Source organism: Xenorhabdus sp. SGI246 (genome assembly GCF_040838225.1).
Taxonomy (GTDB): Bacteria; Pseudomonadota; Gammaproteobacteria; order Enterobacterales; family Enterobacteriaceae; genus Xenorhabdus; species Xenorhabdus indica.
Genome location: NZ_JBFPEZ010000005.1, coordinates 1 through 16524, shown reverse-complemented (window position 1 = coordinate 16524; position 16524 = coordinate 1). Strand labels below are relative to the sequence as shown.

The window sequence follows — 16524 nt, the reverse complement described above, 5'->3', positions numbered from 1 at the left end:
CGTAATTTTCCGTAATAGCGTCTTTTGTATACATCTAATTGACTATAGTTTCAATTTAAAAAAATTGACCCTATTTAAGAAAGAATGCCAATTAATCATTTAAAAACAAATAATTAATACAACTTTACCTATATTAAAAGATTAATTATTGAGTGGTTTATAAAAAAAATAATATGCATCCTATAAATTTCAAATTGCAGTCAACAAAGCGGTAATTGAAAGATGAAAAACATAAAAGGCTCTTCAGAATGAGGAGCCTGTAAACGTTATCTTTTCAATTGTGGATTTCAGCTAACATCTTTTTTGTTACGATCCAACCATAGAGAAAGCGCCTTCAAAGAGTCAGGCGTAAATTGATCACAACGGGCAGTAATTTCTTCAGGTGACAACCAGTAAACCGCAGAAACCTCTTCTTCCTGTAACGCAAATGGCCCGTGGCTGACACAACTGAATAACCCTCCCCATGTGCGGCAGATATCTTCCTCATAATAGAAAATCCCATGTTCCGCAAAAGGAACTCCGGCAATCCCCAACTCTTCTTCGGCTTCACGACGGGCAGATTCAAGCATACTTTCCCCCATCACCACCACACCACCAGCAGTTGCATCCAATTTACCTGGGTAAAAATCTTTTGTTTCTGTACGATGCTGAACCAATATTTTCCCCATTCCATCATGTACAACAATGTAAGTTGCCCGATGCCTCAAGTTTTGGCTACGCATTTGCTGGCGAGTTGCCTGCGCGATGACTTCATTCTCTTCATTAACGATATCAACCCACTCAATATTCACTGATTTTTCTTGAGTCATCCTAAAACCTTTACTAAATAATCTATAAGCCAATTCCTGCTGTGACAGCCTCTCTATCAACTAATTTTGAAATATGTATTGGCACCTAACCGGAAAATAAATCCACTCACACAGCTATGGAGGATCGATGGCATTTTACAGACAAACAAAACCAATGCTAATGTAATAAATCTAACATTTATCCTAACGTTACTATTACTAGAGGTCATATGATAGATCTATACTATGCTCCTACACCTAACGGCTATAAAATTTCACTGTTCCTTGAGGAAACCTGTCTCCCTTATACCATTCATCCAGTCAATATCAGTGCTGGCGAACAATTTACCCCGGAATTTTTAGCTATCTCACCCAATAACAAGATCCCCGCAATTGTCGATCATCAGCCTGCTGATGGAGGAGAACCCATATCTATCTTCGAATCAGGTGCTATCTTGCTCTATTTGGCAGAAAAAACCGGGAAACTTCTGAGCCAGAACGAACGGGAACGCATTCAACAGCAACAATGGCTATTCTGGCAAGTCGCGGGATTCGGCCCGATGCTTGGGCAAAATCACCATTTCCATCGTTATGCGCCAGAAGTCATACCCTATGCGATAAACCGCTATGTGGCAGAAACTGAGCGTTTATACAAGGTACTGAATACCCAATTGGAAAAAACACCGTATCTTGGCGGCAATGAATACAGTATCGCTGATATCGCCACCTATCCGTGGGCACTGTGTTACGAACATCAAAAAATTAATTTGCAGGATTACCCCGCTGTTGAAAAATGGCTCGAAAATATCAGTCAACGGCCGGCAACAAAGGCAGCATATAAATATTGATGGAAGTTCGTTTAACAACGAAACTTTTCACTAAAACTTGATGTTGATAACAGATAACAGCATATTTCGCTGCTGTATAAGCTATCACTTGCTATAGTCAATCAATGATTATACCGATGGATTTCAAGTTGCAGCTTTGTTAGCTGCAACTTGAAAGACGTATCCATTTTTGGTTACAGGGGGTGGTTATGTATATTTTAGTTACGGGAGGAACAGGGCTAATAGGTCGCAAGCTAATCTATCAATTGCTTTCACTCTCCCACTCCATTACCATTTTGAGCCGTTCTCCACAAAAGGTTTACTCTTTATTCAGCGATAAGGTGGAATGCTGGACGACATTGAACGAACAGAGCAATCTGGACAATTTTGATGCAGTTATCAATCTTGCTGGTGAGCCTATCGCTGATAAACGCTGGACACCAGAACAAAAAAATAAACTTTGCCAGAGTCGTTGGCAATTAACTGAAAAGCTCAGCGCTTTAATTAGGGCTGGTGAGTCCCCTCCTTCTGTTTTTATTTCCGGTTCAGCCGTTGGATATTATGGTGATCAGGGGCAAGCGGTTATTTCAGAAAATGATCCTCCCCACGATGAATTCTCTCACCAGCTCTGTGAACGCTGGGAGAAACTGGCATTACAAGCTAAAAGCGAAAAGACCCGTGTATGCCTGTTACGGACAGGTATCGTCTTAGCCAGTAATGGGGGAGCACTGAAAAAAATGCTGCCTCTGTTCCGCTTGGGATTTGGAGGTGCGATAGGAAGTGGCAAACAATATATGCCGTGGATCCATATTGATGATATGGTCAACGCCATCTATTACTTGCTGGTTTCTCCAGAACTGGATGGCCCTTTCAATATGACTGCACCCTATCCTGTTCATAATGATCAGTTCAGTGTGATATTGGCAAGGCTCCTGCGTCGCCCCACTTTTATTCGTATACCTGCTTTTGTATTAAAAATCGTAATGGGAGAAGCAGCAACACTGGTTTTAGGTGGGCAACAAGCTGTGCCCAAACGATTGGAAGAAGCCGGATTCGGCTTCCGCTATTTTGAATTAGAAGAAGCCTTAAAGAGTTTATTAAAGGAAAATGCTAATCAGCATTAAACATCCGTGAGTTTCGCACCCTGCCAACGATTGAATAAATCCTCTGGCAGTTCAATATCAAACTGATCAAGTACACGGTTAACTGTCTGGTCAATAATATCCTGAATACACTCAGGGCGGTGATAAAACGCAGGAACTGGCGGCATTATCACTGCCCCTACTTCAGCAGCTTGAGTCATTAACCTTAAGTGCCCCAAATGCAATGGTGTTTCTCTGACTCCCAACACCAATTTACGCCCTTCTTTCAAGACAACATCTGCGGCACGAGTGATTAAGCCATCCGTGTAGCTATGCACAATACCCGATAATGTTTTGATAGAACAAGGTAAAATCACCATCCCTGATGTCTTAAATGATCCCGAAGAGATAGAAGCAGAGATATCACGGTTATCGTGCACAACATCGGCAAGAGCCTGAACTTCCCGCAAGGTATAGTCAGTCTCCAGTGCCAATGTCTGTCGGGCTGATTGGCTGATCACTAAATGCGTTTCAATATCTTCTACAGGCTGTAAAACTTGCAGTAATCGGATACCATAAATCGCACCACTTGCCCCTGTCAGCCCGATGATCAGTTTTTTCATGTGTCCCTCTGAGATACCAGAAATAACGCAATGATAATAGGTATATAATTATCCTTCATTATATATTTCTAAACTCTCAATCTCGCTCTGTCCACGTAATTTCATGGCATCATCCTTACGCAGATTTTCCAGATAATCGAGATATATCTGGTCAATGTCTTTTGTGACATAAATACCATCAAAAACTGAACATTCAAATCTTTCAATATCTGGATTTTCTTCACGCACCGCAGCAATCAGATCAGTGAGATCTTGGTATATCAATGCATCAGCACCAATGAGCTGGCGGATTTCATTGATTTCCCTGCCGTGAGCAATTAATTCATTAGCATTGGGCATGTCGATCCCATATACATTCGGGAAACGAACTTCAGGCGCAGCCGAAGCAAAATAGACTTTCTTAGCACCCGCTTCACGCGCCAACTCCACAATTTGTTCTGAAGTCGTACCGCGTACAATAGAATCATCTACCAGCAATACATTTTTACCGCGGAATTCCGCACGATTGGCATTCAGTTTACGCCGAACTGACTTCCGGCGCTCCTGCTGTCCAGGCATAATAAAAGTGCGTCCGACATAACGGTTTTTAACAAATCCCTGACGGTAAGGTTTATCCAGAATATGGGCAATCTCCAGCGCCACATCACAAGATGTTTCAGGAACAGGGATAACAACATCTATCTGTAACTCTTCCCATTCACGGGCAATTTTTTCACCCAGTTTCCTACCCATACGTAACCGTGCGTTATAGACAGAAATTTTGTCAATAAAGGAGTCAGGACGGGCAAAATAAACAAATTCGAACAAACAAGGTGTTAATGAAGGATTTTCTGCACACTGGCGCGTAAATAATTGGCCCTGCTCAGTAATATAAATTGCTTCGCCAGAAGCGACATCCCGCAGGAACTCAAACCCTAAAGTATCGAGTGCCACGCTTTCTGATGCCACCATATATTCACTGCGTCCATCGGCCAATGTGCGTTTCCCCAATACCAGAGGCCGGATACCGTTTGGATCGCGGAAAGCCACCAGACCATGCCCAATAATCATAGCAACACAGGCATAAGCACCACGAATTCTCCGGTGCATTGCCGCTACCGCCGCGAAGATATTATCTGGCTCTAATGGGAAATGCGGGAATTTAGTTAATTCATCAGCAAAAACATTCAGCAGGATTTCAGAATCAGAAGTGGTATTAACATGGCGACGGGCATTTTCAAACAGGATTTTTTTCAATTCATGGGCGTTTGTCAGATTGCCATTATGTGCCAATGTGATACCAAAAGGAGAATTCACATAAAAAGGTTGTGCTTCAGAAGCGCTGGAACTACCCGCTGTTGGGTAACGGACATGCCCTATTCCGATTGTCCCCTGTAAACGTAACATGTGTCGTGTTTCAAACACATCTTTGACCAAGCCATTGGCCTTACGTAAACGGAACTCATTGTTACCATCAATAGTCGCAATACCCGCTGCATCCTGTCCACGGTGTTGAAGCACCGTTAATGCATCATAAATCGACTGGTTAACCGATGTAAAACCAACGATACCAACAATACCGCACATGTAGTCTTTCCTCATCAGTCAGGCGGAGAGGATTATTTCTCCGGTAGGAAACTCGACGCATTTTGCAGGTAGTCAAAAAACCACCTGATAATTTGACTGAACTGTGGGATCAGTTGTGACTGCTGCCAGTCCGCACTTTGGGGAAGTGGTGTAAAAGAATCCGCAATAAATAGAATGGCAGAAACAATTAACACACCACGCAATGCCCCAAAACAGATCCCCAGAACCCGATCTGTGCCTGATAAGCCTGTTCGCTGAACAAGTGAACCAATGACATAGTTTACTACTGCGCCAACGATCAGTGTTGCAATGAATAAGATAGCAATCGCTACTCCATTACGCACCAACTCATCTTCAAGGCGAGTGAAATAAACCGCCAGATAAGTATAAAAGTGACTTGCAACAAAGAAAGCACATCCCCAAGTCATCAGAGAAAGTGCTTCACGAACAAAACCGCGAATCAAGCTAACCAGTGCAGAGAAACCAATAATGGCAATAATCGTATAATCAATCCAGACCATATTTTAATCCAAAATAGGCTCCCGACACTCAGGCCGGGCGCATTCTAACAGAAAACGAAAACGTTTGCGTAGCAGATTTATCACTGTACTAAAAATAATTAAGGAATCTGTCATCCCAACCTTTATCAGCTCTAAAATCAGGCTTTTGATCTTTCACGAGAGATTCCAGCTCCATATGAAAGATCAATTTTTTATGGTTTGTAATTTTTGATTTGCCCCTGCAAACCCGTTAACTCTTTCAATTCAGGTAAAATAAATGCCAAAGCCTGCCTTGAAGCGTTAGGCCCGACATAAATCCGGGTCAATTGCCCCTGTACCGGAGAAGAAGGAATGGTATAAACCTGATGCCCCGACAAACGCAGCCTGGACACTATCTCATTTACCTTATCTGCATTTTTTAACGCACCAAGCTGGACAACATAGGCTACTGCTTGTGGTGCCTGCTCTACTGGTTGAGGCTTCGTCGCTTCTGGTCGGCTGGCAGGCTTAACCTGTGGCCTGGCTTCTGGCTTAGTTTCCACTTTCTGCATAGAGGGAGATTCTGGCTTTGTCTGCTTGGGATCTTGGGTGATTGTAACAGGAGGTGGAATCCGCGGCGCAGATTCCGACGATGACGAACCAGACAGCATGTCTGGTTCTGGCTGCTGCTCCTGAGTTTGTGTCTGCATCGCCTCAGCCGCACCTTCCGGGGGTGTAGATGGCATACTTTGAGTCAGTGGCGGAATAGAATCAATATTTTCTTCATCACCAGGCTTAGGCACCAATGGAATAGAAGCGAATTTTTCTTCATTGTATTTCTTGTCGCCGTCAAACAGCATCGGCAGCACGATGACACTCAGTGCCACAAGAACGATGGTTCCGACTAAACGATTTTGAAACTTACTTGCCACGTCCCTTCATCTCCTCCAATGCTTCCATAACATGAGCGACAGTATGGAAAGAACCACAAACCACAATGATATCTTGTTCTGATGCGTCTTCCATGGCCTGATCCCATGCCTGTTCTACTTCCGTGAATGTCCGGGCTCCGGAAAGATGTTCAGCCAGCATCTGTGCTTCTGCACCCCGCAGTTCATGTAATGATGCACAATACCACTCGTCAATTTGCCGGGAAAGGCAGGCAAGCGTCCCCGCAATGTCTTTGTCTTGCAGCATACCGACAACACCCCGTATTTTGCTGTCCGGTGAACGAGGTAATTCAGCCAGTTTTTGAGTCAGATAATCGGCTGCATGAGGATTGTGCGCCACATCCAGAATAACCAGTGGGTTTCCTCTGATGATTTGGAAACGCCCCGCCAACTGGGCACGTTTTAAGCCTTCATGCAGTGCGCGTTCATCAATGGCCTGACTGATTTTATCATTCTGCTGCAACAAGCAGTGAATCACGCCCATTGCCGTTGCGGCGTTAGCCAATGGCAGATTAGGAATAGGTAACGAATTAAATTGTTGGGCCGCTGTTCGCCAATGCCAGCTTTCTTTGTCTTGTGAGAAGTCCCAATCGGCACCACGGCGGAACAAATTCGCACCCAGTTCATCGGCCACTGCCGCAATGGAGTGAGGCATATCAGGTTCACCAACGACAGCAAAGTGAGCACGACGGAAAATACCGGCTTTCTCACGCCCGATATGCTCGCGATCTGCTCCGAGCCAGTCCGTATGATCTAGCGCAATACTGGTGATCGCCGCAACATCAGCATCTACAATATTAGTCGCATCCAAACGGCCGCCTAAGCCTACTTCGAGGATCACAATATCAAGGTCAGCTTCTTTGAAAAGCTGCAATGCTGCCAATGTACCGTATTCAAAATAGGTTAAGGAAATATCACCACGCTGAGATTCAATATCCGCAAAGACACGGCAAAAATCCTGTTCTGTCGGTTCATTCCCCTGAATACGTACCCGTTCGGTATAACGCACCAAATGCGGTGAGCTATACACCCCCACTTTCAGACCAGCAGCCAGAAAAATGGATTCAAGGGTATGACAGGTTGTGCCTTTGCCATTCGTACCGGACACCGTAATGACTTTCGGGGCCGGATGTAATAGATCCAACTGCCTGGCAAGTGTTCCTACACGTTCAAGCCCCATATCGATAGCTTTCAAGTGCAGATTTCCAAGATAGGAAAGCCACGTCATCAGTGACGACGTGGCTTGAGGAATTTGTAAAGTATCAGACATCTTCTTTATTAGGATTGATGTTTGTGTCAACTTCAACGTCAGCAGGTTCGGCAACAATTTCTGTCACCTCTGTCTTCGTACCGGGTCGTGGCTGATGAGTCAGCATTGCAAGCAGGTTAGCGATTTTTTCCCGCATTTCCGGGCGACGTACGATCATATCAATTGCGCCTTTTTCCAGCAAAAACTCACTGCGCTGGAAACCTTCCGGCAATTTTTCACGGACGGTTTGTTCAATAACCCGTGGGCCTGCAAAACCAATCAGGGCTTTAGGCTCTGCAATATTGATGTCACCTAGCATCCCCATACTGGCGGTCACTCCCCCCATTGTCGGGTTAGTCAGAACACAGATATAAGGTAAACCCCGATCCTGCATTTTCGCCAACGCAGCACTGGTTTTTGCCATCTGCATCAGCGACATCAGCGCTTCCTGCATACGTGCCCCACCACTGGAAGCAAAGCAGACAAATGGGCAGTTGTCTTCCAACGCCTGTTCGACTGCGCGAACAAAACGTGCTCCCACAACTGAACCCATTGAACCTGCCATAAAGCTAAACTCAAATGCACCAGCCACCACTGGCATATCGTGTAGTGTACCTTTCATCACGATCAGGGCATCTTTTTCCTGAGTTTCCTTCTGGGCCGCCGCTAAACGATCTTTGTATTTTTTAATATCGCGGAATTTCAGGATATCTTTAGGCTCTAATTCACTGCCTAACTCTGTTGTGCTTTCTTCATCCAGAAATGCCTGCAAACGCTGACGGGCAGAAATTCGCATATGGTGGTCACATTTCGGACACACTTCGAGAGTACGCTCTAACTCAGCGCGGTAAAGTACCTGACTGCAACTATCGCATTTTGTCCAAACTCCTTCAGGAATACTGGCCTTACGAGTTTGCATTATTTTGCTTTTATTTAGAATTTTTTCAATCCAGCTCATTAATGAACCTTTCCGTCTAATTCTGGCACATACTTTTAACAATGTATGTTCGGTATACTTGAGTATGTGCCAGCTTATGTTTTACGTGCCATTAAACCACAATGCTATAACAGTGTGGACAAAAAACTGCTCAAACCTGTTTGATGGTTATCTAATTATTATCTACCACTTTTTTAGATGCGGCACGGCGATGACGCCAAATTTCAATAACCCCAGGCAGAATAGAAATAAAGATAATTGCAACAATCAATAGTTTCAGATTCTTCTGAACAATCGGCATATCACCGAATAAATAACCAGCATAAGTGAACAATAATACCCATACAAACGCGCCAATGACATTATAAGCAGCAAAATGGCGATAAGACATTTTCCCCATTCCGGCAACAAATGGCGCAAATGTTCGGATTATTGGCACAAATCGCGCCAGAATTATTGCTTTTCCACCATGTTTTTCATAAAACTGATGGGTTTTATCCAGATAGCTACGGCGAAAAATCTTGGAATCCGGGTTATTAAACAATTTTTCACCGAAAATTCGCCCAATAGTATAGTTTATGGCATCACCGATAATGGCCGCAATAATGATCAATGCCACCATCATATGCACATTAAGATCGTTAGAATCTAATGCCGATAGTGCTCCCGCTACAAATAGCAGAGAATCTCCCGGCAAGAATGGGGTAACTACTAGCCCCGTCTCACAAAATACGATTAAAAATAAGATGCCGTATACCCAATAACCATAATCAGCAACCAATTCGGCCAAGTGGACATCAATATGTAAAATAAAATCGACAATGAACTTCGCGAAATCAATAAAATGAGTAAACAACTCCATAATATTCCTCGTTATGCTCAAACATCCCTGTCATCATTCGAAAGTATCAGATTAATTCATCGGCCAAAAACAAGGGCCCCATAACAGGCTTAGGCAAGCCGAAATGGACAGGATAATCTACTGCAACTAAGTACAACCCTTCAGCTTTAGCTGTTGCGGCTGCTTTTGTCCGATCTTTCAGTGCCAGTAATTCAGCCATCCATTGGATGCCCTGATTACCACAACCAATTTCCAACAAGCTGCCAACAATATTGCGCACCATATGATGAACAAAAGCATTGGCCTTGATATCGACAACCACATAATGCCCATGACGACTGACATTAATATGCATCAGATTACGCCACGGCGAATTGGACTGACACTGTACTGCTCTGAAAGAAGTGAAGTCATTCTCTCCCAACAGACATTGTGCCGCTTCATGCATTTTTCTCTCATCCAACGGATAGTGAAAATGCGTGACCCCTTTCGCCAGTACCGCAGGACGGTAACGATGGTTGAAAATAACATACCGATACCGGCGTGCCGTTGCACTGAAACGAGCATGAAATTCATCATCTACCGTTTTTACCCAACGTACTGCAATATCCGGCGGCAAATGAGTATTAACTCCCATTGTCCATGCTGCATCTTTACGTTGTACTGATGTTTCAAAATGCACTACCTGCCCGGTTGCGTGAACACCTGCATCCGTTCTGCCCGCACAGAAAACAGAAATAGGTTCATCTGCTACTTTTGACAGTGCTTTTTCCAAACATTCCTGTACACTTCTGACTTCTTGCTGGCGCTGCCAACCATAATAGCGGCTGCCGTCATATTCAATCCCCAGTGCAATTTTCACTTTTTTTGCTTCTGGCACAGACTGATCCAGTTCTGTAGCAGACATCAGTAAAATTGCTCCTGCATCAGTTTTTCTGCGATTTCAACCGCCATCAGAGCACCGCCAAAGCGGATATTATCGGCAACAGACCAGAACTGTAACATCTCCGGCATTCCGTAATCATTACGCAAACAACCGATACTTAACCCATCAGCACCTGATGCATCTGTAACCTGAGTTGGATAATCGCCCTCTTCCGAGAGCTGAATTTCTTCAAGACGTTCAAATTCCCCACGCGCTTCTTCTACACCAACCGGACGCAGTGTTTCCAGATTAACCATCTGGGCAATACCGTAAAACACGGAAGATTGAACACAACTCACTGAAACAGGCAAACTTTCATCCTGCAATATCCTGCGGATTTGATCGACGATACGACGCTCTTCGCGCACCGTGCCTTCAGCATCAGGCAATAAAGGTAGCAGGTTAAACGCCAATTGTTTATTGAAACGTCCTTCATCAAGCGGAATACCATTCAATAAACGGGCACTTTGCCCTGCCAACTCTTCAATGGCAGCTTTACCATGTACGGAAACAGGCAATATATTGGTTAGCTGTAAGCGTGCAATACCCGCAGCATCAATTAACGGTTTGATAGCCGTCAACACCTGACTTGTAGCACTATCAGCAACCGCAATAATGTTACGGTTACGATATTCAGCTAAAGCATACGGATTCACTGTCGGGACAACCAACGGAACATCCGGTTCTGCTGCAAACAACCCACTACTGTCAATGACCAGACAACCTGCTTCTGTTGCTTTTGTAATATATTGTGCTGTCACTTCCATACCTACAGCAAAAAATGCGAGCTGTACCTGTGACCAATCAAATTCTGCGGCATCACGAACAGTGATACTCTTGCCGTTAATACGCTGGATTTTCCCGACACTTTGCTCACTGGCAAGAAGATGCAGTTCACCAACCGGAAACTGGCGTTCCTGCAATAACGCCAATATCGCTTCACCTACTGCGCCCGTTGCACCCAAGAGCGCAATATTCCAACCTTCTGACATGTTGGTTTTCTCCACTTCTTTTTTGTTCCACTGCTTTTTTATTTTGATAACAGGCGAAAAAACGTCTGCCTGCATTAAATCACTTTTGCGTTAAATTAATTTGGCGTTAAACCCAATTCTGGACAGTAATTGAGCACTGTTTTCTGAATCACAATGCACTGTCAGGGAAGACCACTCTCGACGTTCAGGATAATTTTTCCGCAACTGGTCAAAACCACCCTCCTGCCCGGCTACCTGACGTAATGGTGTATCATCACGGCGCACATCATACACTAAATGCATCAAGCGCTTCAGGATGCTTTGTGTCACTTCGCCATGAACTGTGATATGGCTGAAATCAGACTCAGGCAACAACGCAGATAATTCTGTCTTCTGTGATTTCCCCAGAAATTTACAATACGCCTCAAAAACCTGAGTTGTGCCACGAGCTTTGCCTTCCAGTGTGTATCCCGCAATATGTGGTGTACCGATATCAATCAAGTTAAGCAAAGGTAATGAAAGGTTAGGCTCTGGCTCCCAGACATCAAGTATGACACGTAATTTTTTTCCGTTTTGCAGCGCTGATAACAATGCTTGGTTATCAACCACTTCACCACGGCTGGCATTAATTAAAATTCGGTTGTCCGGCAGAGCAGAAAGTAATTTTGCATCAGCTAAATGATAAGTTTGATAAGGGCCTGATGTGTTAAGCGGTGTATGGAACGTCAGAATATCTGCTTCCCTGATCAGCTTTTCCAAAGGCCAGAATTCGCCTTCGTCTCCCCGATCGGCACGAGGTGGATCACACAACAAGGTTTTCACGCCCAAAGCAGCCAGTCGGTCAGCCAGACGTCCCCCGACATTACCGACACCAACAATGCCGATAATTTTATCTTTCAGTTGAAACTGATCCTGTTCTGCTAATACCATCAATGCAGAAAAGACATATTCAACCACAGCAATTGCATTACATCCGGGAGCAGCGGAGAAACCAATGCCTGCCTGCTCCAACCATTGCTGATCGACATGATCCGTTCCGGCGGTAGCAGTACCGATAAATTTTACCGGACTGCCTTTTAGCAAGGACTCATTAACTTTAGTGACAGAGCGAACCATAAAGGCATCTGCATGTTCCAAAACCCCCGCAGGCACAGGGCGGCCCGGAATTGCCTGAACTTCCCCTAATTGCGTAAAGAGCTGTTCAGCATAAGGCATATTTTCATCGACTAAAATTTTCACTTTTCTCATCCAACGGCTTAAATGGGCGTGATCCACTATTCTGCCATTTAATCGGCATAATACCTAATTCCCCTTTTTCTTTTGAGTTGCTTCTTTGTTAAAAGTCACACGAAATCTATTGGTCATTGTTACACTAAGTTCACGATATTCTGATACACGCGATCTAACTCAATGAAGAATCTATTGTTCCCCCTTATTGCTGTACTAATTTGGTCAATTAACGCTGTGGTCAGTAAAGCTGCCGCTACTTCAATTGAACCTGCTGCTATCGCTTTCTATCGCTGGTTCATCGCTTTTTTGGCTTTAACTCCTTTTATCTTATTACCCACATTGAAACAGTGGAAAATGCTTACCCGATATTGGTGGAAATTATTGATCCTCGGCTCCCTCGGTATGGTTCTTAATCAAAGTCTGGTTTACTACGCTGCTCATACTGTCAGTGCAACACTGATCGGGATCTTTACTTCGTTGATCCCATTGTTGACTGTCATTCTCAGCATTTTTGTCTTGCGAGTTGCCCCGACAGTTGGAATTATGCTCGGCACAATTTTTTCCCTGTTTGGCCTTATATGGTTAATTGGCAAAGGAGAACCTGCTTCCCTGTTACAACACGGATTAGGATCAGGAGATATAATGATGTTTATTGCATCAGCAGCCTACGCTCTGTACGGTGTTCTGACCAAACGCTGGGCAATTCCATTACCGAACTGGCAATCACTCTATGTACAGATAGGATTTGGAGTCTTATTACTTTTGCCTAATTTCATGATGACAGAAGATATCCGGTTAACCAGCAATAATATTTCTCTTGTGCTGTTTGCAGGTATTCCGGCTTCAATTATTGCTCCTTATCTGTGGATACAAGGGGTTATTCGCCTTGGAGCTAATATGACCTCAATCTTTATGAACCTGGCTCCGGTTTTCACCGCAATTATTGCTATCGCGGTACTCTATGAGAAAATGTATAACTATCATCTGATTGGTGGGAGTATTGTGCTGGCTGGTGTCATTCTTGCTCAACAATTACGTATTCCAATAACTCGCCAGAAAACTTAAACAGTACTTTATCAACAGTACCTTATCAACAATACTTTTACCAATTATCGCCCAATGTTTCACTGGGCGATAATTGAAAATAGTTATCATAATAAAATAGCTTCTGACGTTATTAAAGAAAATAAACCAGCTATTGAATAGCTAAATTAGCTTTATACAAATTTATAAAAAATCTCATATTGACTGATTATTTTATTTTTACTTGATTATTTACGATAAAATATCCTCCGAATTGGGTATATTTTCCACGTTCTGCATTACGGGGATCTTTGATAATTTCATTCTTATTATCCGTTTTTCTGACTGACATTTTCCCCGGTTTATGAGCCCAAATATGGAGGCGTTCGTGCTTATTATTTAAAACCAATCGATACCAATGGTAGTCCCAGTCATCTGCATAATCATCAGTAGCAAAAAGTGCTACAACATGGTTCGGATAGTATTTTTCATCTCTATAATCATCTAGCATGATTAATCCATCTGAAATTGCGCCATCTATAACAGCCTTCATAGTGCGTTCTTGTAAAAGCTTCTCGATATTCCCTCCCGGTTGAGAATAACGCCCACCTGCATAATTACAGGCGTAAGAATAACAGTTATGTAACTTCTGCTTTTCAGATGTATTCCAGAACGTTGTATTGAACCATCCCGCTTGTACAGCAACCCATTTACCCGTCTTCGGACTTAAGATATTGACTGTATAAAGTTCATCATTATTTACATCGTGTAAAGTATGTCTCTTTTCATTATGTAGATCTTCATCTGGATCGTCTCCCTCAGAACAATCAGAAGCATCTTGCTGAAGGTTAATTATATCCTGAAATATCAATGCCTTAAAATTACTATTTTGGTTAGAGGACTCCATTAAAGTGAAGCCAAGATATCTACTTTGATAAAGATCGGGCGCTCTGCCATCACATATATAAAAAGAATTAGTCAACCCATAACTATGTGCTATTGTCTGCTCAGTGCCATCAATTTCGACTAAAAAACCAGAGAATCCAAGCTTTCCACAAGTTTCTCCAAAGTTAATTCCCTTAATATTATCCCTGAATAATCCCAGTAGCCATCTTGAATTCATTTCATAATCGAGATCATAGTAATACCAGTAATAATCTTCCAGTCCAGAAAAAGTCAGTAACGTTACTTTAATCATTCTAGGCCCCATATATAATTTTAGTATGGATGTTGTTATTCTCAATAAATACAAATAATTAAAAAAATATTTATAATCCATAAACTTATTTTTGTTAATATCAAAATTATTTAGATAAACATCTAAAACAAACATATTTCTATTATTTCTTTTAAAATTGCTTTATATTCTGAAAATACTACACGTATACGAAGTCACTTTCAGTAATTATATATAGGTTTATATTGCATAACATTATATTTTAATAAATCTAATGAATCATAAAAGTTAACTCTTTTCACTTTCAATATCTATTACATAACTTCAAAAAATCTTGAGGCATTTAAAAAATTAATATCTTTCAAATTAAGTGATTAAAGTCACATCTAGACACTTTTTTCTGTTAATAGAATATTTCAGTTCTATAAATAATAGTGCACCAAAAATTTATAAAATTGTTTCCATCACTGGTGCTATGTAAGGAATAAAAAATGAAGATACTCAAAACATTATTCACTACTGTTGGTTTACTTTTCTGTACCAATACCTTTGCTGTCAGCGCTCCCGACAGAACTGAATGTATTGCCCCTGCTAAACCCGGCGGTGGCTTTGATTTAACCTGTAAGTTAGTTCAAGTCTCATTGCTGGATACCAAAGCTATTGATTCACCTATGCGGGTGACATTTATGCCCGGAGGCGTTGGAGCCGTTGCCTATAATGCTATTGTTGCTCAGCGGCCTGCCGAACCCGGTACTATTGTCGCCTTTTCCGGTGGCTCTCTGTTAAATCTTGCTCAAGGAAAATTCGGACGCTATAACGTGAATGATGTGCGCTGGCTGGCCAGTGTTGGTACTGATTATGGCATGATTGCTGTTCGCAAAGACTCTCATTACAAATCATTAAAAGATCTCATTGATACATTCCAAAAAGATCCTACCAGCATCGTATTTGGTGCCGGAGCTTCTATTGGTGGTCAGGATTGGATGAAAACGGCCTTACTGGCAAAACAAGCTGATGTTGATCCACGCAAAATGCGTTACGTCGCCTTTGAAGGTGGTGGTGAAGCAATCACAGCTCTGATGGGTAATCATATTCAGGTTTTTTCTGGAGATATCAGTGAAACCCTACCTTATCTGACGAGTGATAAGCTGCGTGTTCTTGCTGTCTATGCCGATAAAAGGCTTGGTGGTGCTTTGGCGAATATCCCGACAGCCAAAGAGCAAGGCTACAACATCGTATGGCCAGTTATTCGTGGTTTTTACATGGGGCCCAAAGTCTCTGATGAACAATATCAATGGTGGGTAGATACATTCAATAAATTACAACAAACAGATGAATTTAAAAAACAACGCGAACTACGTGGCCTCTTTGAATTCAATATGACAGGTAAAGAGTTAAATGATTATGTACAAAAACAAGTTACTCAATACCATGAAATGGCTAAATCCTTTGGTTTAGCAAAATAACAGGAATAGCATCATGAGTGATCGTATCTTTGCTGCTATTTGGTTAGTCCTGTGTGGAATAGGATTGGTCATTGGCTGGGGTATTCATAGTGAATACAGCTATGAACCTCTGGGGCCGCGGCCATTCCCGATTGCCATTCTCTCATTGATGGCTCTATGCGCACTATTACTGCTATTCAAAAAAACTGAAATAACTCAATGGCCTGCACCACAAGTGCTGCGCCGCTTATTGCTGCTGATAGTTTCACTTCTCTTTTATGCAGGAACATTCGAATGGTTAGGCTTTCCTCTGGCGACGACGTTATTGACCATCAGCATCGCATTGCTGTTTAACGCCTCACTTCTCGCCGCAATGATTTCTGGTGTGAGCTTAGATAGTGTCGTCATGAA

Annotated in this window: 17 protein-coding genes; 5 read left to right on the top strand and 12 right to left on the bottom strand. The window is 42.7% G+C overall.

Annotated features, from left to right (window positions below; translation table 11 throughout):
- Positions 1-287 precede the first annotated feature (287 nt).
- Positions 288-809: an NUDIX hydrolase YfcD gene (yfcD, locus tag ABLA85_RS02035; protein WP_367960905.1), complete on the bottom strand. Its 522-nt coding sequence runs from the start codon at positions 807-809 to the stop codon at positions 288-290.
- 209 nt (positions 810-1018) lie between these two features.
- On the opposite strand from yfcD, the gene ABLA85_RS02030 reads away from it, so the two are divergent.
- The gene (locus ABLA85_RS02030; RefSeq protein WP_367960904.1) at positions 1019-1636 is read left to right on the top strand and encodes a glutathione binding-like protein; all 618 of its coding nucleotides are present in this window, start codon (positions 1019-1021) and stop codon (positions 1634-1636) included.
- A gap of 188 nt (positions 1637-1824) precedes the next feature.
- Positions 1825-2739 carry a TIGR01777 family oxidoreductase gene (locus ABLA85_RS02025; protein ID WP_367960902.1) on the top strand — a complete coding sequence of 305 codons (915 nt, stop codon included), beginning with the start codon at positions 1825-1827 and terminating at the stop codon, positions 2737-2739.
- Here ABLA85_RS02025 and ABLA85_RS02020 read toward each other — a convergent pair.
- The 10 genes from ABLA85_RS02020 to pdxB all read right to left on the bottom strand — a co-directional run bounded on the left by ABLA85_RS02020 (position 2736) and on the right by pdxB (position 12477).
- Positions 2736-3320, bottom strand: a complete 585-nt coding sequence (locus ABLA85_RS02020; RefSeq protein ID WP_367960900.1) for a UbiX family flavin prenyltransferase — start codon at positions 3318-3320, stop codon at positions 2736-2738. The two genes, ABLA85_RS02025 and ABLA85_RS02020, sit on opposite strands and share 4 nt — an antisense overlap.
- Positions 3321-3368: 48 nt before the next feature.
- Positions 3369-4886, bottom strand: a complete 1518-nt coding sequence (gene purF / locus ABLA85_RS02015; RefSeq protein WP_367960898.1) for an amidophosphoribosyltransferase — start codon at positions 4884-4886, stop codon at positions 3369-3371.
- Positions 4887-4918: 32 nt separating this feature from the next.
- Positions 4919-5407, bottom strand: coding sequence for a colicin V production protein (gene cvpA / locus ABLA85_RS02010; RefSeq protein WP_367960896.1), 489 nt, complete (start codon positions 5405-5407; stop codon positions 4919-4921).
- A gap of 191 nt (positions 5408-5598) precedes the next feature.
- A complete protein-coding gene (gene dedD / locus ABLA85_RS02005; protein WP_367960895.1) occupies positions 5599-6297 on the bottom strand; it encodes a cell division protein DedD in 699 nt (232 codons plus the stop codon).
- A complete protein-coding gene (gene folC, locus ABLA85_RS02000; protein WP_367960943.1) occupies positions 6287-7585 on the bottom strand; it encodes a bifunctional tetrahydrofolate synthase/dihydrofolate synthase in 1299 nt (432 codons plus the stop codon). Before folC ends, dedD begins: the two co-directional genes overlap by 11 nt.
- On the bottom strand, positions 7578-8522 hold the full coding sequence (gene accD / locus ABLA85_RS01995; RefSeq protein ID WP_367960893.1) for an acetyl-CoA carboxylase, carboxyltransferase subunit beta: 945 nt from the start codon (positions 8520-8522) through the stop codon (positions 7578-7580). The genes folC and accD overlap by 8 nt, the downstream gene beginning before the upstream one ends.
- 151 nt (positions 8523-8673) lie before the next feature.
- Positions 8674-9342: a DedA family protein gene (locus ABLA85_RS01990; protein WP_367960941.1), complete on the bottom strand. Its 669-nt coding sequence runs from the start codon at positions 9340-9342 to the stop codon at positions 8674-8676.
- A gap of 67 nt (positions 9343-9409) precedes the next feature.
- The gene (gene truA, locus ABLA85_RS01985) at positions 9410-10249 is read right to left on the bottom strand and encodes a tRNA pseudouridine(38-40) synthase TruA (RefSeq protein WP_367960892.1); all 840 of its coding nucleotides are present in this window, start codon (positions 10247-10249) and stop codon (positions 9410-9412) included.
- The gene (locus tag ABLA85_RS01980) at positions 10249-11259 is read right to left on the bottom strand and encodes an aspartate-semialdehyde dehydrogenase (protein ID WP_367960939.1); all 1011 of its coding nucleotides are present in this window, start codon (positions 11257-11259) and stop codon (positions 10249-10251) included. Before ABLA85_RS01980 ends, truA begins: the two co-directional genes overlap by 1 nt.
- Positions 11260-11349: 90 nt before the next feature.
- On the bottom strand, positions 11350-12477 hold the full coding sequence (pdxB, locus tag ABLA85_RS01975; protein ID WP_367960890.1) for a 4-phosphoerythronate dehydrogenase PdxB: 1128 nt from the start codon (positions 12475-12477) through the stop codon (positions 11350-11352).
- A 171-nt stretch (positions 12478-12648) separates the two neighbouring features.
- Between pdxB and ABLA85_RS01970 the strand changes: the two genes are divergently transcribed.
- A complete protein-coding gene (locus ABLA85_RS01970; RefSeq protein WP_367960888.1) occupies positions 12649-13533 on the top strand; it encodes a DMT family transporter in 885 nt (294 codons plus the stop codon).
- A gap of 187 nt (positions 13534-13720) precedes the next feature.
- On the opposite strand, the gene ABLA85_RS01965 is transcribed toward ABLA85_RS01970, so the two are convergent.
- Positions 13721-14824 (bottom strand): hypothetical protein, encoded by a 1104-nt coding sequence (locus ABLA85_RS01965; protein WP_367960886.1) that lies wholly within the window; start codon positions 14822-14824, stop codon positions 13721-13723.
- A 335-nt stretch (positions 14825-15159) separates the two neighbouring features.
- Between ABLA85_RS01965 and ABLA85_RS01960 the strand changes: the two genes are divergently transcribed.
- Positions 15160-16134, top strand: a complete 975-nt coding sequence (locus ABLA85_RS01960) for a Bug family tripartite tricarboxylate transporter substrate binding protein (protein WP_367960884.1) — start codon at positions 15160-15162, stop codon at positions 16132-16134.
- A gap of 13 nt (positions 16135-16147) precedes the next feature.
- A partial coding sequence (locus ABLA85_RS01955; protein WP_367960882.1) for a tripartite tricarboxylate transporter TctB family protein occupies positions 16148-16524 on the top strand: 377 nt, incomplete at its 3' end.